This window comes from Amnibacterium sp. (assembly GCF_025463795.1).
Taxonomy (GTDB): domain Bacteria; phylum Actinomycetota; class Actinomycetes; order Actinomycetales; family Microbacteriaceae; genus Amnibacterium.
The window spans coordinates 1-18,778 of sequence record NZ_JAODBE010000064.1 but is presented as its reverse complement, the minus strand read 5'-3'; the positions used below and the strand labels follow the sequence as shown (position 1 = coordinate 18,778).

The following is an 18,778-nucleotide window of genomic DNA, read 5'->3' as shown; positions in this document are numbered from 1 at the left end:
CATGGTGCGAGCCCGTACCATCGTCGGCCATGACCCGAGCAACGCTCGCCGGGGCGTTCCGGGTTCGGGTCGTCGCCGTGCTGATCGTCCTGTACATCCTCTTCGTTCTGCTGGTGACCCTGTGGCCCACGACCGTGGACAAGCCGATCGACCCGTACCTCATCCGGTTCCTCGACGCGCTCCACCAGCACGGGGTGCCCGGGTACGTGGACTACAACTTCGTGGAGTTCAGCGCGAACGTGCTCTTCTTCGTGCCGATCGGGTTCCTCGGCGGGCTGCTGATGCCGTACCGGCTGCAGTGGATCGCGGTGCTGCTCGGCGGGCTCCTGTCCTGCGCCATCGAGCTGTCGCAGAAGCTGTTCCTGCCCGGTCGGGTCGCGAGCCTCGGGGACGTGCTCGCGAACACGTCGGGTGCGCTCGCCGGCTGCATCGTCGCCGCGCTCGTGCGGGCGGCGATCAAGCACCGCGACCAGCTCGTCATCCAGGACGTGCTCGCCGGGCGGATCGCCGAGGACGGGCTGCCGATTCGGGAGCGCGCGGCCGTTCGCCCCTGAACTTCGGAGACCTTCAGCGGTTGTAACGGTCAAACCGGCGCGCCGCGGCCCCCAGGACGCCGACGGCTTGGTACCCCTGTTCGAGGGGTGTTTCCAGCACGTCGGGAGATGGGGGCGGGATGTCGGCGATCAGGGGTGCGACCAGGGACGATCGTGGGGCCGCTCCGCGCCCGCTGCGGCGGCTCGCGCAGCCGCCGGTCGGCACCGCCATCAAGCGGGCGAAGCCCACGTGGGAGAAGCCCTACCAGCGGCGGATCGTCGTGACGGACACCCTGATCCTCGCGGGAACGCTGGTCGGCACGCAGGCCGTGTGGATCGGGATCGATTCCCACACCCTCATCTCCGCCCCGCAGCACGGCTTCAACCAGGTGCCCTACTGGGCCGCGTCGCTCGTGCTGCTGATCGGGTGGCTGATCGTCCTCAAGGCGATCGGCACCCGCAGCCCTCGGGTGATCGGGTCCGGCTTCGCCGAGTACGCGCGGGTCGCGGACGGCAGCTTCCGGCTCTTCGGCCTCGTCGGGATCACGTCGCTGCTGCTGCAGTTCCTGCCGGCGCGCGGCTACATCATCACGGCGTTCCCGGTCGGGGTGCTGCTGCTCGTCGCGTCACGCTGGGCCTGGCGCCAATGGCTGCGGGCGCAGCGGCGCAAGGGGCGCTACCTCATCCGGATCCTGCTCGTCGGGTCGCCGTCGTCGGTGGCGCACCTCCATGAGGAGTTCTCGCGACGCAAGTACCTCGGCTTCCAGATGGTCGGCGCCTGCCTGCCGCAGGGCGTGGACGCGCCGCTGCCGGTCCGCCGCCTCGGGAGCTTCGCGACGGTCGCGGAGGTCGCCCGCCGCGAGCGGGTCCACGCGGTGAGCCTCGCCGGCTCCGAGGACCTGCCGCCGGGGGAGGTGCGGCGGATCGGCTGGAAGCTGGAGTCGACCGGCGTCGACCTGATGGTCGCTCCCGCGATCACCGAGGTGGCGGGCACCCGCATCCACACGCGGCCGGTCCCCGGAATCCCGCTGATGTACGTCGAGTCGCCCTCGTACGAGGGCGGGAAGAAGTTCGCGAAGAGCCTCCTCGACTTCGGGATCGCGTGGCTGGCGCTGCTGCTCGCGTCGCCGCTGATGCTGGGCACGGCGATCGCCGTCAAGCTGTCCTCGCCGGGACCCGTCTTCTTCCGGCAGCAGCGCATCGGGCTGAACGGCAAGGCGTTCGGCGTGTTCAAGTTCCGCTCGATGCGCGTCGGCGCCGACGCCGAGCTGCCCGAGCTGCTCCGCGCCCAGGGCACCGAGGACACCCCGCTGTTCAAGGTGGACAACGACCCGCGCATCACCCCGGCCGGCCGGTTCATCCGCAAGTACTCGCTCGACGAGCTGCCGCAGCTGATCAACGTGATCCGGGGCGAGATGAGCCTGGTCGGCCCGCGCCCGCAGCGCGCCGAGGAGGTGGCCCTCTACGACCACGCCGCCGGCCGTCGCCTGCTCGTGAAGCCGGGTATCACGGGCCTCTGGCAGGTGAGCGGCCGCAGCAACCTGTCGTGGGAGGACACGATCCGGATGGACCTCTACTACGCGGAGAACTGGTCGTTCCTCGACGACTTCGTCATCCTGCTGTGGACGATCCGGACGGTGCTGCAGTCGAAGGGTGCCCGCTGACGCGGGTGCCCCGCCGTGGCGGCTCCGGCCCCGGCGGTCAGGCCGCCGGCCGCACCCGGTAGAGGCGGAGCAGCGCCGCCCGCTGCGCCTCCGCGGTGTCGCCTGCGAGCGCCTTCCGCCACGCGCCGACGTTCTCGGCCGGTCGCTGCAGCGCCGCTCGGATCAGGTCGGCGGCCGCGCCCGGCTCGTCGAAGAGCCACTCGCCAGGCATGCCCTGGAAGGCGGGGATGCCCCGCGCCACCACCGGCACGCCCGCGGCGACCGCCTCGAGCACGGCGAGCGGGAAGCCCTCCCAGGCCGCCGTGTGCACGTACACGGAGGCGGCGGCGAGCCGCTCCGCGACGTCGGTGGTGGGGATCCACCCGGACACCGAGACACCGCGACGCTCGAGCAGGCCCCTCAGCGCCGGGTCGCCGTCCCCGATCCACTCGGCCGTGACGTCCGGTCCGGCCGCCCGGACGGCGGTCACGACGTCGGCGAAGGCCGCCGGGTCCTTCTGGGGGCCCAGACGACCGGTGCTCACGACCGCCGCGGCGTGCGCCGGCGCGCCGGCGGGCGCGACGGCCCGCGGGGTGTTCGGGACGAACCGGGCCCGCCGGCCGCCGGGCATCCGGCTCGCCAGAGTCCGCTCGGACCGTGAGCACGCGGCGATCGCGGTCGTGTTGGCCGCGAGGGCGTACTCGGTGGCCGCGATCGCGATCCGGGTGAGCGGAGGCAGGTCGCGGCGCACGAACGCGAAGCAGTGGGGCGAGTAGACGATCCTGGTCCGCGCCGTCGCTCGGATCGCGAGGCGCACGTAGAGGCCGGCGAGGCTCGAATGCGCATGGACGACGTCCGGCCGGAGGTCCGCGATGCGCCGCCGGACCGCTCGGATGCGTGCGGCCGTCCCGTCCGGGAGCGAGGCGACGGACGCGAAGCGGTCGCTCAGCTCCTCGTCGTGGAACTCGCCCTCGCGATGGGCGCGGAGGAGGTGGTGCGAGCACTCCGGCACGGCGTCGACGAACTCCTGCATGGCGTTCGCGGATCCTCCTCCGAAGGATTCGATGACGTGCAGCACGCGCCGGCGTCCGGTCGCTGCGGTCGTCGGCCCCGGCTCCATGCCGATGACAGTAAGCAGGCCGAGCGCCGTCCAGGGGCTGCCGCGCGGCGGTTGAGAGACTGTCGGGGTGACGTTGCTGATCGACCTCCCGGCCAACGTGCGGGCCGGTCTCCCGGCCGCCGGGGCGCGGCCGACGGTGCCCCGCATCCTCGCGACGATGGCGACCGCACGGTACGCGGCGGTGTTCCTCCACCGCTGCGCGCACGAGGTGCGTGCCGTCTGGCCGCTCGCGGCGGCGGTGAAGCAGCTGAACCAGTTCCTCACCGGAGCGGACATCGCCCCGGAGGCGCGGATCGGGCCGGGGCTGATCCTCTACCACCCCAACGGCGTGGTCATCGGTGCCGGTGCGGTGCTCGGGCGGCGGTGCGTGCTGCAGCAGGGCGTCACCATCGGCGGGCTCGGCGGCCCCCGCAGCGCCGGGACGATCCGGACCGTCCTCGGCGACGACGTCACGCTCGGCGCCGGGGCGCGGGTGATCGGCGCGGTGGAGGTCGGTGATCGGTCGACGGTCGGCGCGAACGCCGTCGTCACCCGATCGGTGCCCGCCGACTCCGTCGCGACGGGCGTCCCCGCCGTGGCGCGCCCTCGGCGCTGACGTCGCCCGCCGGCAGGTCCACCGGCCGTCCGCGGTCGAGCGCCACGGCGACCACGAGGGCGAGGACGGGCGTGAGGTGACGGACGACGGACCCGTAGTCGGGCTCGAAGAGCGCCTGGGTCGTCAGGAGGGCGAGGACGACCCATCCGGCGCGGATGGTCGACACCGCCAGGTTCCGGCGCCGCAGCAGCGCGCTGAAGAACACGCCCCACACGAGCGCGACGACCACGCCCGCTCCGACGTAGTACGGGGTCGCCTTCAGCAGCAGAGGGACCGGGACGATGATCGTCACGAGCACGAGGAGCGCGTCGAGGATGCCGGAGAAGGGCTGCGCGATGGCGAGGTACTGGGGGATCAGCGTCGCGGCGTCCACGGACCCCTGCCGGCCGGCGTTGACCTGGGCCCGGGCGAAATCGGCCCCCGCGTGCAGCACGAGCCAGGTACCGATGCCGATGAGGACGAGCGCCACGACCGGTCCCACGAGCACGGTCCGGCGTCGCCCGAGGAACCGTGCGGCGAGCGCGAAGACGAGCACGAGCGCGAGCACGATGTACCAGTAGCTGCGGAACAGGTGGGCGTAGGCGAGGAGCCCGAGCGCCACCCAGAGCCATCCGCGCAGCGTGGGTCCCGCCAGCAGCACGACGAACACGACGGGGACGACGAAGACGTCCTTCGAGTACGTGCCGAGGTACACGGCAGCGAGCCCGAGAGCCACGGCCGACGCGAGGGCGGCGGGCAGCGTCATCCGGTACCGGGCGCGGTGGATCGCCAGCCACACCGCCCAGGCGCCGAGGGCGAACGACAGCAGACCGGCCAGCAGCTCGTTCTGCTGCAGCCCGAGGATGCGGAACAGGTACGCCGCGTTCTCGAAGGAGGTGTCCTGGAACGGGTCGCGGCCCGTCACCGCGATCTGCTGGATGTGGATGCTGTCGTAGAAGAACTTGGCGGGCAGCAGCCGGTGCCGGGCGACGACGACGAGCAGGCCGAGCAGGGTCGCGGCCGCGGGGACCGCCAGCAGCGCCGTGTTGCGGCCGTCGCCGAGCACCGCCGGGCGCCTCCGGCGACGCGGGCCCTCGTCGATCCCCCGCACAGCGGCGCGCCGGCCTCCTGCCGTCCCCGGTCCCGTCGGTCGCGGCTCCCGTCCGAGGGGCTGGGTGCTCCCGGGAGAGGGCGAGGCGCCCCCGTCCCCGCTCACGCGCCGCCCCACGGGAGACGGCGACGCGGTGCGGACTCCAGTACGGCTACGCCCGTCAGGACGTCCCGGGCGGTCCGATCCCACGAGTGGCTCCCCGCCGCGGCGGTGACACCCGCGGTGGAGACCGCGAGGTAGCGGTCCGCATCGTCGAGCAGCTCGGCGAGGCGATCGGCGACCGCCTCCGCGGTGACCGCACCCGCGACCAGGGCCGCGCCGCTCGACTCCGCCTGCTCGCGCAGGCCGCCGACGGGCGTCACGACCATGGGGAGCCCGTGGCCGGCCGCGTAGGCGAAGACTCCGGACTGGCTCGCTTCGATGTACGGCAGGGCGAGCACGTCGAAGCGGTCGAGGATCGCGGGGATGGACCGGTCGTCGACCCAGCCGACCTCGACGTGGTCGTCCGGATGGGTCATCCGGGAGAGCGTGGGGTCGGCGCCGTCGCCGACCACCTCGAACCGGACCCGTCGCCCGGCCGCGCGCAGGATCTCGACCGCCTCGTGCGCCAGCCGCAGCCCCTTGTACTCGGAGAGCCGGCCGAAGAACCCGATCACCGGCACCGGGCGGCTGAGGGATCGAGGCGCTGCGCCGCTCGCGGCGTACGAGCCGTGGACCGAGCGCTGGATCCGTGACGGAGGGAAGGCGCCCTGGGCCTCCAGCACGGAGGCGACGTGGTCCGAGAACGTCACGGCGCCGTCCGCGAGCGCTCGGTGGACCTGCAGGCTCAGCTGCTCGACCGCGTTGAAGCGGCCGGGATGCATCGTCGCGTCGTGCACGCAGAGGAGGATGCGTCGCCGTCGCCCCAGGAGCCCGAGCAGCGGCCCCTGCCAGATCTGCTCCATCGCGACCACGACGACCCGCACGTCGTGGCGGGTCAGGAACCGCCTGAGCCGCAGCGCGTGCAGGAGCAGGACGGGAGCGCGGAGGGCGGCCCCGATCGTCGAACGGAACGTCGGGAGCTCGAGGACCGGGCCGAGGGCGTCGTAGGCGCCGCGGTTGTCCGCGCCGCTCGACATCACCGAGACCACCGGCCGCCCAGCGGCCTGCAGCGCCTCCGCCAGGGCATGGGTGAACTTCGGTCCGCCGCCGTTCCGGCCCAGGTGGAGGACCGCGACCGGAGACGCCGCACCGTCGGCCGCCGTCGTCCGCTCGAGGGCGCGCTCGGCCGCAGCCGGGAGTTCGATCACGGGTACTGATCCCTTCACCGCCGGTCGGGCCGGCCGGTTCTGTATAGATCGAGGTTCCGGACGACGGGGGCGCGACACGCCCGTTCCGCGATGCGCCGCCGCCGGTACCCGGGGGATTCCGGGACCGACCGCCTGTCACCGTCGTCGGCACCCGTTCGGGTGACAGGATCTCGCGGGCGTGCGATCCGGATCTGCCCGGCGCGTGGATCGGGGAGGACGCCGGATGCGGACGAGGAGCGGAGAGGTCATCGACCGGGCGCTGGCGCTGGTCAGCCCGGCCGGGCGTCCCGGCCGCGGACGCCGGCGTGGGCCCGCTCGCTCCGCGGCGCCCGCCGAAGGCCGGGTGAACGTGCTCATGCCGGCCGGTGAGGGGTCGCTCGGCGACGAGGCCCTCATCTTCGGCACCAGCGAGCTCGCGGCGCGCGCCCGCCGCACGGCGTCCTTCTGGCTGCTCGGTGCCGCGCCCTCGCTCCTGGACCGGGGGCTCGACGAGGTGCGCGACTCGCACACGATCGTGCGGATGGCCCTGTCGCGGCTCAACGCCCACGGCCGCAGCAGGGCGCAGGGGGCCGACCTCATCGTCGTCGGCGCCGACACCATCAGCGGCGACTACGAGCACCGGTTCCTCGCGGCCAGGGTCGAGGCACTCAACCACGCGTCCGCGGCGGGACGGTCCGCCAAGCTCGTGAACTGCAGCGAGACCAGGGCGCCGTCGACCCTGTCGGTGCGACTGCTCGGCGGGTTGCGGGACGACGTCGAGGTGTGGGCGCGGGACCGGGACTCGCAGGAACGGCTGCTCGCGCTCCTCGACCGCCCGGTGGCGCTCGCGCCGGACGTCGGCTGCCTCGTCACGCCGCGCGGGTCGGGTCGGTTCCGTCCGCCGAGCGACGGACCCTTCGCGGTCTTCGTCCCGAACGCGCACTTCTCGGCCCACCTCGGGCTCGACGAGGGGGAGCTGATCGGGGCGTGGCGCGACGTGATCCGCGCGCTCCCGATGCCGGTGGTCGTGCTGCCGCACGACGTGCGGGGGTTCCCCGGCGACGTCGACCTCGCGCGCCGTCTCACCGCCGTGTCCGGGGCCGCGCTCCACGTGCCGACGGACGTCCATGACGCGAAGGACGTGCTCGCGCGGGCCTCACTCGTCGTCTCGGCGAGGATGCACGCGTGCGTCGGTGCCCTCTCGAGCGGGACGCCTACGGTGGGGCTCGAGTACCTCGAGAAGTTCCGAGGTCAGTTCGCCTGGTACGGCGAACTCGGCCGGACCGTGCCGGAGCGCGCGGTGTGCGACCCCGACGAGATCGGCCAGGCCGTGTCGGAGGTGCTCCAGCACGACCGTGAACGGTGGACGGTCCCGTCCGACTGGTTCGCCGAGAGCTGGCTCTGACATGCGGCAGGTGCTCGGTGTGCTGAGATCCACCGGACTGTTCTCCCGCTCGGGGGCGAACGCGCTGGTCGCCCAGCTGCTCACGCTCGCGGCACTGATCGTCCCGGTCGGGTTCGGCCTGACCTCGGCTCTGCCGACCGTGGTGCTCGCCGCGGCGATCGCGTCGATCCTCGGCTACCCGGCGACGCTCGGCGCCGTCGTCCGCGTGCCCCCGATGGGCAGCGGCGCGGCCGGGCGTGTGGTGCTCCGGCGGTCCGTCGCCGCGCTGCTGGTCACCACGGGGGCGGTGACGGCCGGGGGCCTGCTCGCCTTCTCCCGGACCGCGGCGCTCGCGGACCTGCTGCTCCAGGTCGCGATGGTGCTGCTCGGGCAGGGCCTGTTCTTCCTCGCCCAGGCGCGTTCGATCGCGGCCCTCGACTTCGCCTCCGTGGCGAGGGTCCGGCTGCTCTACGGGGTCGGATCCGTCGTCCTGACCGTCGTCGCCTGCGTCGTCCTCCGGTCCCCGATCGCCCTGTCGGCCGCGGCCGCGCTCGCCATGACGGTCGCGGCCCTGTGCGGGCTCGCCGCGAGGCTGCCGGCGAGCACCGAGGTGGCGACGGCCGTGCCGGAACGCCTCGGCCGGACGCTGCGCGACGGACTCGCGGTCGGGTGCTCCCTCGGCTTCGGCAACGTCGCGACGCAGGCGCCGGCCCTCGTCCTGCCGATGCTCGGGCCGCTCGCCCCGGCCTGGTCGCTCATCACGCGGCTCGGAAACGGGTTCCTGACCGTCGGGGGCAACATCGTCGGCCCCGCGGTCGCCATCCGCTTCTCCCGCGCGCTCCAGCGCACCGATGCGGCGGACCTGCGGAGCGCCTTCGGACTCGCGGTCCGGCTCAGCCTCGCGCTCGGCGCGGCAGCGGTGGTCGTGCTCGCGGGGGCGGCGACGGTGGAGTGGCGTGCCGTGGTCGCCGAGCCGATCGGGCCGTGGGCCCTCGCCGTCGGTGTGGTCGGGTTCTGGGGTACCCAGGTCGCGCTCGCGCCGATCGGCAACCTCCTGCCGATGGTCCCGGGTGGCGCGCGGTACCGGATCGCCTACGACGTGACCCGCGTGATCGTCTTCCTCGCACCGATCGCCGTGGTGCGGGACCCGGCGCTGCTGCTGGTGATCGGCGCGGCGGGCGCGGTGCTCAACCTGCTGTTCGTGCTCGCGCTGCGTCGCGTCGTGGTGGGCTTCGAGAAACCCGTCGTGGAGCATCGTCCGGAGCGCGGAAGGCGGTTCTGGCCGGGTACGGCGGCCGAGGCGACCGAGCCCGACCTCTCGTTCCGCTGAGGCGCAGCGGCCCCGTCCACCGCCGTCCGGCGACACCCGATCCGCGCAACGCCCACGGCTTCCGCCGTGGCCGGGACCCGGTCCCGTAGCATCCCCGACTGGTCGGCGGCTGGCGCGACTTGACACATCTTCGGGGGCGGCGCTGAACGCAGCACGACGCGCAGGACGGGCACGCGCCCGCTTCGGCGCCTCCGTTCCCCGCCACGGGACCCCTGCGCGTCGCGGGTGGCTCGTCGTCACCTCCCTCGTGCTCGGCCTCGGTCTGCTGGCGCTCATCGTGTGCGTGCTCTGGGTCGGCGACCGCGCGCTCGTCGCGAAGAACGCCCTCCAGCAGGCCCAGGGCGACCTGACGACCTTCAAGTCCGAGCTCGGGCAGCCCGGCGCGCCGAGCACCGTCGCCCTCTACCGGCGGCTCGGGACGAGCACCGCCACGGCGGCGAAGCAGACCGACGACCCGGTGTGGGCCGCGTTCGAGCAGCTGCCCTGGCTCGGGCCCAACCTCAAGGCGTTCCGGCAGGTGGCGGAGCTCACCGACGCCCTGGTGCGCCACGGGGTGCAGCCGATGGCGGTCGCGGCGGACGGCATCAGCGTCGACAGCCTGAAGCCGACGAACGGCGGACTCGACATCGCCCCGCTCAAGAAGCTCACGCCCGCGGTCGCGTCGCTCGACCGCGCGATGCACGAGGCGGACGCGTCCGCGGCGCGGATCGACACGACGGACGTCGTGCCGCAGCTGAAGGCGCCGATCTCGTCGCTCCGCGCCACCCTGCAGAAGGCGATGCCGCTGACGGCGGAGCTGCGCACGGTGATGCCCGTGCTCTACCCCGCGCTCGGCGGCACCGGCACGAGGCACTACCTGCTGATCTTCCAGAACAACGCCGAGGAGCGGGCCAGCGGTGGCAATCCTGCGGCGATGGCGATGCTCGACGTCGATCAGGGGAAGATCAAGCTCGGCAAGCAGCCGAACTCGGGTGACTTCCCCCACCCGTACACGACCCCGCCGCTGACCTTCTCCGGCGACTGGGCGCACGTCTACGGGCCGCACACATCGGCGTACGTCACGAACATCACGTTCACGCCCGACTTCCCGCAGACGGCGCGGATGGCCAGGGCGATGTGGCGGTCCGAGTTCGGCGGGACGGTCGACGGCGTCGTCTCGTTCGACCCCGTCGCGCTGTCCTACCTCATGCGCGCGACGGGACCGATCACGCTGCCCACGGGGGAGGTGCTGACCTCCGACAACGCGGTGCAGTACCTGCTGTCCGGCGTCTACGCCAAGTACACGGATCCGACGGTCCAGAACGCGGTGTTCGCGTCGGCGGCCCAGGCGATCTTCAAGGCGGTCACCTCCGGCCAGGGCAGCCCGAAGGACTACGTCGCCCAGCTCGCCCCGATGCTGAACGAGCAGCGGCTGAAGGCGTGGAGCATCCGCAAGGGTGAGGAGGACCTGCTCCTCACCTCGCAGGCCGGCAACATGCTCCCGGCCGACAACGCGAAGGCCACGACCTTCGGCGTCTACAACAACGACGACGCGACTTCGAAGATGAGCTACTACATGGACGAGAAGGTCGCCGTCGTGGCGAAGTCCTGCCCGGCGAAGGCGCCGAGCTACACCGTCGCGGCGACGGTGACCGACACGTTGACGGCCGCGAAGGCGAGCGGGCTCACCTCCTACATCCTCGCCGCGCAGACCCACATCCCGTTCGGCGGGGACCGGCAGTGGGTACAGCTCTACGGCCCGGTCGGCTCGAAGCTCGTCTCGGCCACGATCGACGGCAAGAAGGTCGTCTTCGGGAACGACCAGGACTGGCCGCTCAACACGGTCTGGAACGCCACCGGACTCGACGTCCGGCGGCCCGCTGTGAAGGGGGAGCTCTTCGGGCGCCCGGTCGGCAGCGTGAGCGTCACCACGGCCCCGGGCCAGTCGGTCACGGTGAAGGCGGTCTTCACCGGGGGGACGACGCCGAGCCCGTCGCTCGCCGTCAGCCACACCCCGAAGGTGCGGCCCGTGCCGGTGACGATCACGCGCGCCGCATGCGGTTGATGGAAGACCTGATGAGCGGAGCCATCACCCCGCGCGGCTGAGCGTCGGCTCAGCGCCCGCGTCGGTACGCTGCACCCGCGCATCCATGGGGGGTGGGCGGGGAGGGGGGACCGTGGCCGAGGGGCTCCGCCGTCCGCGCCGCCTCCGCAGCCCCGCCCGCCGCCGGCTGTGGATCGGCGGCTGGATCGCGCTCGCGGTCGGCGTCGTCGTCCTCATCGCGACGGGCGCGTGGCTCACGTCGCGCGTGCTCACCGCGAAGTCCGCGCTGGAGGCCGCGCAGTCGGACATCGCGACGTTCAAGTCGTCGCTCGGCCGATCCGGCGGGCCGAGCACTGCGGCGCTGTACCGGAGGCTCGACGCGGACACTCGCCGGGCCGTCCACGCCTCGGACGACCCGGTGTGGTCCGCCTACGAGGGTCTCCCGGTGCTCGGGCCGAACCTCGCCGCCGTGCGGCGCGTGTCCACGATCACCCACACCCTCGTGGTCGACGGGGTCGGGCCGATCGCGGTCGCCGCGGACGGCTTGAGCGTCGAGAGCCTGAAGCCGAAGAACGGGCGGATCGACATCGGGCCGCTGAAGCAGCTCACCCCGGCGGTCGCTCGCCTCGACGACGCCGTCCGGGCGGCCGACCGGTCCGTGTCGGCCGTCGACACGAAGCCTCTCGCCCCCCAGCTCGCGAAGCCGCTCGGCTCCCTGCGCTCGACCCTGCGCCAGGTGGAGCCCCTGACCGGCGAGCTCCGGAAGGTGCTGCCGGTGCTCTACCCGGCCCTCGGCGGCGACGGGCCCCGCCACTACCTCCTCATGTTCCAGAACAACGCGGAGGAGCGGGCGAGCGGCGGCAACCCCGCCGCGCTCTCCATGCTCGTCGTGGACGACGGCAAGGTCACGCTCGGCACGCAGCCGAACTCCGGCGACTTCCCGCATCCGTATCCGGAGCCAGTCGTCACCTTCGGCGGCGACTGGGAGCACATCTACGGCGCCCACGTCACGACGTACGAGACGAACACCACGTTCACCCCCGACTTCCCCCAGGTCGCGACGATCACCCGGGCGATGTGGCGCAAGCAGTTCGGTGGAACCGTCGACGGCGTCGTGTCGCTCGACCCGGTCGCGCTGTCCTACCTGCTGAAGGCCACCGGGCCCATCAAGCTGCCGACGGGGGAGACCCTCACCTCCGGCAACGCCGTGCGGTACCTGCTGTCCGAGGTCTATGCGCGCTATCCGGTGCCGAGCGAGCAGGACGCGGTGTTCGCGTCCGCGGCGAAGGCGATCTTCGCGGCGGTCACGCACGGGCAGGGCGACCCGAAGGCGTACGTGAAGCAGCTGAAGCCGATGCTCGACCAGCAGCGGCTCAAGGCGTGGAGCTCGCGGTCCGTCGAGGAGGACCTGCTGCTCACGTCCCAGATGGGGAACATGCTCCCGGCCGACAACGCGAAGGCCACGACGGTCGGGGTCTACAACAACGACGACTCCACGTCGAAGATGAGCTACTACATGCAGGACAGGATCGCCGTGACCGCGCACGTGTGCGCCGCGACGCCGAGGTGGACGGTCACGACCTCGATCACCGACACCCTGAAGCCGTCGCAGGTCGCGGGACTGCCCGCCTACGTGAGCCCGAACCAGAAGCGCATCCCGCCGGGCGGTGACCGCCAGTGGGTGCAGCTCTACGGGCCGGTCGGCGCGAAGCTGGTGTCCGCGACGATCGACGGCAAGAAGGTCGTGTGGGGCACCGACCAGAACTGGCCGCTCAACACGGTCCCGGATGCGACCGGGATGGACGTGCTCCGGCCCGCTGTGAAGGGCGTCCTCTTCGGGCGCCCTGTCGGCACGGTAAGCGTGACCTTCGCGCCGCAGCAGACGGTGCGGGTCACCGCGGTCTTCACCGGCGGCACGGCTCCGAGCGGCACCGTGGCGGTCAGCCACACGCCGCGCGTCTGGCCGGTGCCCGTCACGATCACGAAGGCCCCGTGCGCCTGATCGGACTCAGGCGTTGACGGTCTCGACGGCGTCTCCGGACAGCGCGGCGAGCGCGCGCCGCAGCTTCGTCGAGGACGTCGACATCGTGTACGGGAAGTAGACGACCTCGACGCCGACCTTCGCGAACTCCGCTTCGAGGCGGAGCCCCTTCTCGGTGCCGCGCCAGTCGTCGCCCTTGAAGAAGTGCGTGAACCGCACCTCGCGCCAGGTGTCGAGCTTGTCGGCCAGCGTCTCCGGCCGCGCCTCGTCGACGAACGCGATGTGCCGCACGATCTCCAGGCGCTCGCCGAGCGGGATGACGGGCGTGATGCCCTTCGTGCGCTCGAGCATCTCGTCGGAGACGACGCCGGCGATGAGGTGGTCGCATTCGCTCTTGGCGTGCCGGAGCAGGTTCAGGTGGCCGATGTGGAACAGGTCGAAGGCGCCTGCGGCATAGCCGATACGGATCGAGGAGGTCATGGGTGAACTTCCGGTTGCTGGGGAGGGGAGGCGCGGCGTTTCGGGCGCCGCTGGTGGGGAGGTACGGGTGGAGGCGATCCCGTCGATCGCCTCCACCCGCGGTCACGGCCGCGCGGGGAGCGGCCGTGGAACGACGGTCACGGCCACCACACCGTGCACGCCGTGGTTCTGGGCCCGCCCGTGGGGCGGGAGTCCCGGCGGGCGGCACCGGATCCGGGGAGGAGGGCGTCAGGCACGGAGCATCTCCCGCGCGGTCACGGGCACCGGCAGGGCGGGCCGCCGCCGCCCGGCGCTGAGGCCCCGCGTGCTGTAGCCGCGGGCGAGCCGCTTCGCGAGCAGCTCGTACGCCTCACCGACCTCGTTCCAGCTGTAGCGGGTGTGGGCACGCTCCCGCATCAGCTCGCCGATCTCCGTGAAGCGGAATGGGTACCGCTCGACCTCCTCGATGAGCCCGGCCAGCTGCGCGGAGGAACGGAAGTAGAGGCCCGCGGTGCCGGCGACCTCCCGGTTGGACGGCACGTCCCAGGCCACCGGTGCCGTTCCGGCGCCCATGGCGCGGAGCAGGGAGCGGTCCGTGCCGAGCGGGGCGCGCCCGTGGAGGAAGCCGATCGCGTGGGCGTGCAGCTGGTCGAGCAGCCGTTCGTCCCGGACGCCGCCGAGCAACCGGATCCGTGAGTCACGGGCCGCGGCCATCGTGACCCGGCGGGGGAGGACGGCGCCCGGGCCGGGCCCGACCACGACGAGCGGGGATCGGGCGGCGGAGCGGGTGTAGCCCTCGACGACGACCTCGAGGTGGTCGTCACGGTCGCCGGCGGCGACGGCGAGGTGGAACCACCCGGGCACGAGGCCGAGGGTCTCGATCACGTCCGAGGGGGTGTTGTGCAGGATCCGGGCGCCGTAGCCGATCGGCTCGGTCGGGACGCCGAACTCGTCGTCGTAGTACCGCGCCACGCTCCGGGCGTCGGCGATGAGGGCGTCCGCCGACCGCACCGCGAGCGCTTCGGCCCTGCGCCGGTACCGGAGCTCCAGCGGGCCGCCGCGTCCGCGCTTCGGCTCGAGACCCACGACGTGCACGGCCACGGCGGTGCCACGCGCCCGGAGGGCTGTCACGACCCCGGCGTTGGCGACGTCGAACACGAACGCGACGTCCGGCTTCGGTGCGAACGATGCGTAGGCGGTCGAGAGCGCGGTGCGGCTGAGCGGCTCGAACGGGCCGACGTGAAGGGCAGGAACGGGCACGAGCCGCATGCCGAGGTGCTGGGTCGGTGCCTTCCGGGCACCGGCGGGGCTGTACACGGTGACACCGTGCCCCTGCTCGACGAGCCGGCGGCCGATCTCCTCCACGACGGAGCCTGCGGCCACGACGGGCGCGCCGAGCACGGCGATGCGCAGCGGCCTGGGGGGCTCCGCGTGCCGCGGAGCGCTGCGGGTGGGTGAGGTCACGGGTCCTCGGGTGGGTAGCGGGGGTGCTGCGGCCGAGGCGCGGGTACGCCGGCCGGACCGGCGGAACGGGTACCGGATCGTCGCGGGGAGGCGGGCGATCGGCGGACGGGCCGTCGGTTGGGGTGGGGTAGCCCTCGAACCCGGCGGGGAACCGGATCGTGGGAGAGGGGTGTCCCGACTCTATCGACGGGGCGCCGGCACCGGATCCCCGCGTTGGGGGGACACGACCGCGACCGGTGGGCGCAGCGGCGCACCCACCCAGGGCACCGCGACGGACAGCATGACCAGCAGGGCCCAGTTGCCCTCGATCAGCAGACGGCTCTCCGCGAGCGCCTGCGTGAGCAGCGCGACCGTGAGCAGCAGGGGCAGCAGCGCGAGCGGGCGCGGGGCGATCGCGAGTCGCAGCGACCGGTAGACGAGCGAGCCGACGACCACGACGAAGGCGAGCAGCCCGGGGATCCCGAGTTGGAGGGCGATGTCGAGGTAGGCGTTGTGCGCCTGCAGGTACTGCACGCCGCCGCGCACGATGAGGCGGTTGAAGGGGGCGACCCAGGGCGGCCAGTAGCCGACCCAGCCCCAGCCGAGCACCGGCCGCTCGGCGACGTGGTCCCCGACGACCCGCCAGATCTCGAGCCGGCCCGTGAGGTCGTCGCCCTTGCCGAGCGCGCCGAGCAGCGGCGCGGAGGCGCGGGACGAGCCGAAGCCGATGATCCCGATCATGACCGCTGCGGCCGCGGCGAGCACGATCCTTCCCCGGCCCCGGAATCGCCGGAAGCCGATCACGACGAGTGCGGCCGCGACGACGAGGAAGCCCGCGATGAGCACCGTCGCGGAGCGGGTCAGGGCGAGCATGAGCAGATCGAGCAGCACGGCGGGGACGGCGAGGACCATCGGCACCCGCCGGGCGGCGAGAAGGCAGCCGATCAGCACCAGCCCGAGCAGGGCGAGGAAGCAGGTGAGGTTCGCGTTCGCGACGATCCCCTGGATCCGGCCGCCCTTGAACAGCAGCCCCTCGCTCCAGTAGTACGCGCCGGGAGCGTTCGACCCGTAGTCGGTCCAGAACGGCAGCAGCTGGTGGCCCGGCACGAACAGGGCGACGACGGCCTCGAACATCAGCGACAGGGCCAGGTGGACGTGCACCATCCACGTGCCGATCGCGACGAGTCGGCCGGGGGGCTGGATCAGGAGCAGCGAGACGCCGACGAGGGCGGTCGCGATCTGGATGAAGAAGCCGAGCAGGGTCGCGACCGGGTAGGCCGACCAGACGGTGGAGAGCAGGCACAGGGCGATGAAGCCGACGATCGGCCAGGAGTCGATCGAGGTGATCAGCTCCAGGAAGCGCCGGCGGTGCCGGATCGTGACGACGATCCCGGTGATCAGCAGCAGGACCGAGATGGCGCCGAAGCCCCACCAGGACAGCGCGTCGCGGAGGCCGTCGCCGTCCCAGAGCGAGAAGAGGGCGACGAAGGCGTACGCGTCCTTCCACCACCCCCGCCGCACGGTCCCAACCTAGCGAGCGGGCCCGCCCCTCGCGGCCGCCGACCCGGCGCTGCGCCATCCGCCGCGTTCAGGACGTCCCGGCGGACACGCCGGGTACCGGCGCGGATGCCCCGAGAACTCCCGGCGGATTCTCGGAACGGGGGAGGGCTACTGCCAGACGTCGGTGATCGGGGCCCCGTGGGATCCGAGCAGCGGGAGGTCGAAGGCGGACTCGATCGTGTGCAGCACGCGGACGTGGTCGATCGGCTCGGAGGACGCGCCGGTTCGTACGTGCGCGCCGCTGAAGACGGTGAGGATGCGGTTGCCCGCCTTCCCGCCGTCCTCCTCGTCGAAGGTGACGATGAGGAGGGAGTCGTTCGTCGGTGCCCAGGCGGCGTAGCCGCCGAGCTCTGTCCGGAGCCAGTCGTCCGCCGTCGCGATGGAGCCGTCGTGCGCGTCGTGGTCGAGGTCGGGCACGACGAACGACACGGACGGCAGGGCGCCGAAATCGCTCGGGAAGGCGCTGAAGGGGAGGTTGTGGGCGGATCCGGCGGTCGCCGCGAAGTCGGCCAACGGGTCGTGCTTGCGGGCATAGGCGCCGCCGAGGCAGGCGGCGGATCCCGCGGCCGGCAGCCCCTGCGCGTACGCCGCCACGCTGGAACCGGTGGAGAGCAGCTGCGAGCCGAGCGAGGGAGTGGTGCCCAGGTCGATCGGGCAGACGTCGGAGGTGACGCCGTGCGTGGATCCGGACCACAGGGCGAGGTAGTTCGGCTGGCTCGGGTGGGCCACGCCGTGGGAGTCGGTGAAGGTCATCCCATCGTGGCGGAGCTGGGCGAGGTAGGGCATCCCCATGGCCGCTGCCGGGCCGTGGTTCTCCTCGACGACGATCACCACGTGCGCGAACCGGGGCACCGCGCGGGAGGTCGACGCTGCAGGCTCCGGCGTCTGCCCTGCAGGCGCGTGGGTGGAGCTCGACGTGGGGGAGGAGGGGCCGGCGGAGCATCCGGCGAGCGCCGCCACCGCGATGCCGAGCACCACGACGCCCAGGCCCCTTCGCATCCGGCCATTGTCGGCTCCCCCTCCGCCGTTTTCAGGACTTTTGCCTGAACACGCCGGGCTCACCGTCGGATCGTCCTGAAATCCGCCGGGGACTCCTGAATACGGCGGACGCGGTGATGGCTGTGACGGGCGTCGGTCAAGCGCGCTCGCGATCGCTCGCAGGCAGGTGGGCCACTGGCCGAACGCCTGCTTGTAGGTGAAGCGCAGGTGCAGGTAGTGGCGGGCGGCGAGCTCCATGTCCCGGCGGCGGTCCTCCTCGAACGCCGCCTCCGTCAGGTGGTGCTCACGGCCGTCGAGCTCGAGCGCCAGCCGGCCTTCCACGAGCTCGTCCACACGGCCGACACCGGGGATGACGACCTGCGACTCCATCCGGAAGCCGACAGCCCGCAGGCGGAACCGCACGACGGACTCGAGCCCGGACTCCGCCCGGGAATCGAGATCCCCCAGCAGCCGGGTACGTTCGCGCGGCAGGAGGTCCCGGACCTGGCTGATGTCGAGCAGGCGGAGATGCAGCACGGAGTCCAGCACGGCGACCGCCGATACGTCGTCGCAGTCCTCGACGGTCTGCCGCACCGCCGTCGCCACCCCCGCCACCGGGCGAAACCCCAGCAGGTTCTCCTTCACCGGCTCCCTGTCCTGCCAGTGCACGTGCACGTCGCCGCGGTCGAGCAGCGGCAGCGCGCGGACGTCCGGGTCGCGGAGGCGGCCGCCGTTGCTCGGGACGAGCACGTGGAGCCGGTTGTCGGAGGGTCGCCACACGCCGTGGAACGGCAGCGCCGAGTGAGCCGTCGCCCGGCCGCCGAGCCGGACGGCGCGGACCAGGTCCGCGGACGAGCCCGGCACCGCATAGAAGCCGCGCCGCACGTGGTACCAGCGGCCGGCCGCGCGGGCGGCCGCGAGCTGATCGCGGGTCCAGCCCATACGGCGCAGCTGCTGCTCCGAGTAGATCCCGACGCTCTCCGCGGAAAGGGATGCTCGGTCATGGCGCGGCCGGCCGGTGCCGCGGCTGCGCCAGGGTCGTCGGATCGCCCGCGCGTAGCCCCTGGGGAGGAGCCGATGCCTGGCGCGCGTCGGACCCGGGCCGCTCATCAGCCCCCACCCGGCTACGGCCATCTGCCGTTCTCAGGATCCGCCTGCGGTGTTCAGGTCATGCGGGCCGCGGATGCCGCGCGCCGCCCGGGAAGCCTGAAAGGGGCGGATGGGGCGCGCCGGGGCGGCGGGATGCCACGGCGTCCCCGGGCGACGTCCGGGCGGGCACGGTAGAACGGAGGCAGACGCGCCACCAGAGCCGGCGCCCCCCGCTCGCGTGCAAGGACGGTCCCCGATGTTCGTCGGAATCACCAACACCCC

At 72.9% G+C, this 18,778-nt stretch carries 14 protein-coding genes; 7 read left to right on the top strand and 7 right to left on the bottom strand.

What is annotated here, in order from left to right:
- Positions 1 to 29: 29 nt before the first annotated feature.
- Together JWQ92_RS06225 and JWQ92_RS06220 are read left to right on the top strand one after the other, a co-directional pair.
- Positions 30 to 554 (top strand): VanZ family protein, encoded by a 525-nt coding sequence (locus tag JWQ92_RS06225; RefSeq protein WP_297343601.1) that lies wholly within the window; start codon positions 30 to 32, stop codon positions 552 to 554.
- A gap of 119 nt (positions 555 to 673) precedes the next feature.
- Positions 674 to 2,197, top strand: coding sequence for a sugar transferase (locus tag JWQ92_RS06220; protein ID WP_297343600.1), 1,524 nt, complete (start codon positions 674 to 676; stop codon positions 2,195 to 2,197).
- A gap of 37 nt (positions 2,198 to 2,234) precedes the next feature.
- Here the strand turns inward: JWQ92_RS06220 and JWQ92_RS06215 are convergent, their stop codons facing one another.
- Positions 2,235 to 3,296, bottom strand: a complete 1,062-nt coding sequence (locus JWQ92_RS06215; protein ID WP_297343599.1) for a glycosyltransferase — start codon at positions 3,294 to 3,296, stop codon at positions 2,235 to 2,237.
- A gap of 67 nt (positions 3,297 to 3,363) precedes the next feature.
- Between JWQ92_RS06215 and JWQ92_RS06210 the strand changes: the two genes are divergently transcribed.
- Positions 3,364 to 3,891 (top strand): DapH/DapD/GlmU-related protein, encoded by a 528-nt coding sequence (locus JWQ92_RS06210; RefSeq protein ID WP_297343598.1) that lies wholly within the window; start codon positions 3,364 to 3,366, stop codon positions 3,889 to 3,891.
- Here the strand turns inward: JWQ92_RS06210 and JWQ92_RS06205 are convergent.
- Both JWQ92_RS06205 and JWQ92_RS06200 read right to left on the bottom strand, forming a co-directional pair.
- Entirely contained in the window at positions 3,824 to 4,936 is a 1,113-nt protein-coding gene (locus JWQ92_RS06205; RefSeq protein ID WP_297343597.1) for a hypothetical protein, read from the bottom strand. The two genes, JWQ92_RS06210 and JWQ92_RS06205, sit on opposite strands and share 68 nt — an antisense overlap.
- A gap of 146 nt (positions 4,937 to 5,082) precedes the next feature.
- Entirely contained in the window at positions 5,083 to 6,270 is a 1,188-nt protein-coding gene (locus JWQ92_RS06200) for a glycosyltransferase family 4 protein (RefSeq protein WP_297343596.1), read from the bottom strand.
- A gap of 223 nt (positions 6,271 to 6,493) precedes the next feature.
- Between JWQ92_RS06200 and JWQ92_RS06195 the strand changes: the two genes are divergently transcribed.
- The 4 genes from JWQ92_RS06195 to JWQ92_RS06180 all read left to right on the top strand — a co-directional run bounded on the left by JWQ92_RS06195 (position 6,494) and on the right by JWQ92_RS06180 (position 12,988).
- The gene (locus tag JWQ92_RS06195) at positions 6,494 to 7,654 is read left to right on the top strand and encodes a polysaccharide pyruvyl transferase family protein (protein ID WP_297343595.1); all 1,161 of its coding nucleotides are present in this window, start codon (positions 6,494 to 6,496) and stop codon (positions 7,652 to 7,654) included.
- 1 nt (position 7,655) lies between these two features.
- Positions 7,656 to 8,963, top strand: coding sequence for a hypothetical protein (locus JWQ92_RS06190; protein ID WP_297343594.1), 1,308 nt, complete (start codon positions 7,656 to 7,658; stop codon positions 8,961 to 8,963).
- 247 nt (positions 8,964 to 9,210) lie between these two features.
- Positions 9,211 to 11,007: a DUF4012 domain-containing protein gene (locus tag JWQ92_RS06185; RefSeq protein ID WP_297343593.1), complete on the top strand. Its 1,797-nt coding sequence runs from the start codon at positions 9,211 to 9,213 to the stop codon at positions 11,005 to 11,007.
- Between the two features lie 112 nt (positions 11,008 to 11,119).
- A complete protein-coding gene (locus tag JWQ92_RS06180; protein WP_297343592.1) occupies positions 11,120 to 12,988 on the top strand; it encodes a DUF4012 domain-containing protein in 1,869 nt (622 codons plus the stop codon).
- A gap of 6 nt (positions 12,989 to 12,994) precedes the next feature.
- Here JWQ92_RS06180 and JWQ92_RS06175 read toward each other — a convergent pair whose 3' ends face one another.
- The 4 genes from JWQ92_RS06175 to JWQ92_RS06160 all read right to left on the bottom strand — a co-directional run bounded on the left by JWQ92_RS06175 (position 12,995) and on the right by JWQ92_RS06160 (position 18,349).
- On the bottom strand, positions 12,995 to 13,447 hold the full coding sequence (locus tag JWQ92_RS06175; protein WP_297343591.1) for an adenylyltransferase/cytidyltransferase family protein: 453 nt from the start codon (positions 13,445 to 13,447) through the stop codon (positions 12,995 to 12,997).
- A gap of 228 nt (positions 13,448 to 13,675) precedes the next feature.
- Positions 13,676 to 14,890, bottom strand: a complete 1,215-nt coding sequence (locus tag JWQ92_RS06170; protein WP_297343590.1) for a glycosyltransferase — start codon at positions 14,888 to 14,890, stop codon at positions 13,676 to 13,678.
- A gap of 180 nt (positions 14,891 to 15,070) precedes the next feature.
- Positions 15,071 to 16,390, bottom strand: coding sequence for an O-antigen ligase family protein (locus tag JWQ92_RS06165; RefSeq protein ID WP_297343589.1), 1,320 nt, complete (start codon positions 16,388 to 16,390; stop codon positions 15,071 to 15,073).
- Positions 16,391 to 16,537: 147 nt separating this feature from the next.
- A complete protein-coding gene (locus tag JWQ92_RS06160; protein WP_297343588.1) occupies positions 16,538 to 18,349 on the bottom strand; it encodes an alkaline phosphatase family protein in 1,812 nt (603 codons plus the stop codon).
- Positions 18,350 to 18,778: the final 429 nt, after the last annotated feature.

What these genes read in the sequence shown, in the direction of transcription:
- JWQ92_RS06225 (WP_297343601.1), top strand. Translation starts at nt 30, where the DNA reads ATGACCCGAGCAACGCTCGCCGGGGCGTTCCGGGTTCGGGTCGTCGCC.
- JWQ92_RS06220 (WP_297343600.1), top strand. Translation starts at nt 674, where the DNA reads ATGTCGGCGATCAGGGGTGCGACCAGGGACGATCGTGGGGCCGCTCCG.
- JWQ92_RS06215 (WP_297343599.1), bottom strand. Translation starts at nt 3,296, where the DNA reads ATGGAGCCGGGGCCGACGACCGCAGCGACCGGACGCCGGCGCGTGCTG.
- JWQ92_RS06195 (WP_297343595.1), top strand. Translation starts at nt 6,494, where the DNA reads ATGCGGACGAGGAGCGGAGAGGTCATCGACCGGGCGCTGGCGCTGGTC.
- JWQ92_RS06190 (WP_297343594.1), top strand. Translation starts at nt 7,656, where the DNA reads ATGCGGCAGGTGCTCGGTGTGCTGAGATCCACCGGACTGTTCTCCCGC.
- JWQ92_RS06175 (WP_297343591.1), bottom strand. Translation starts at nt 13,447, where the DNA reads ATGACCTCCTCGATCCGTATCGGCTATGCCGCAGGCGCCTTCGACCTG.
- JWQ92_RS06160 (WP_297343588.1), bottom strand. Translation starts at nt 18,349, where the DNA reads ATGGGCTGGACCCGCGATCAGCTCGCGGCCGCCCGCGCGGCCGGCCGC.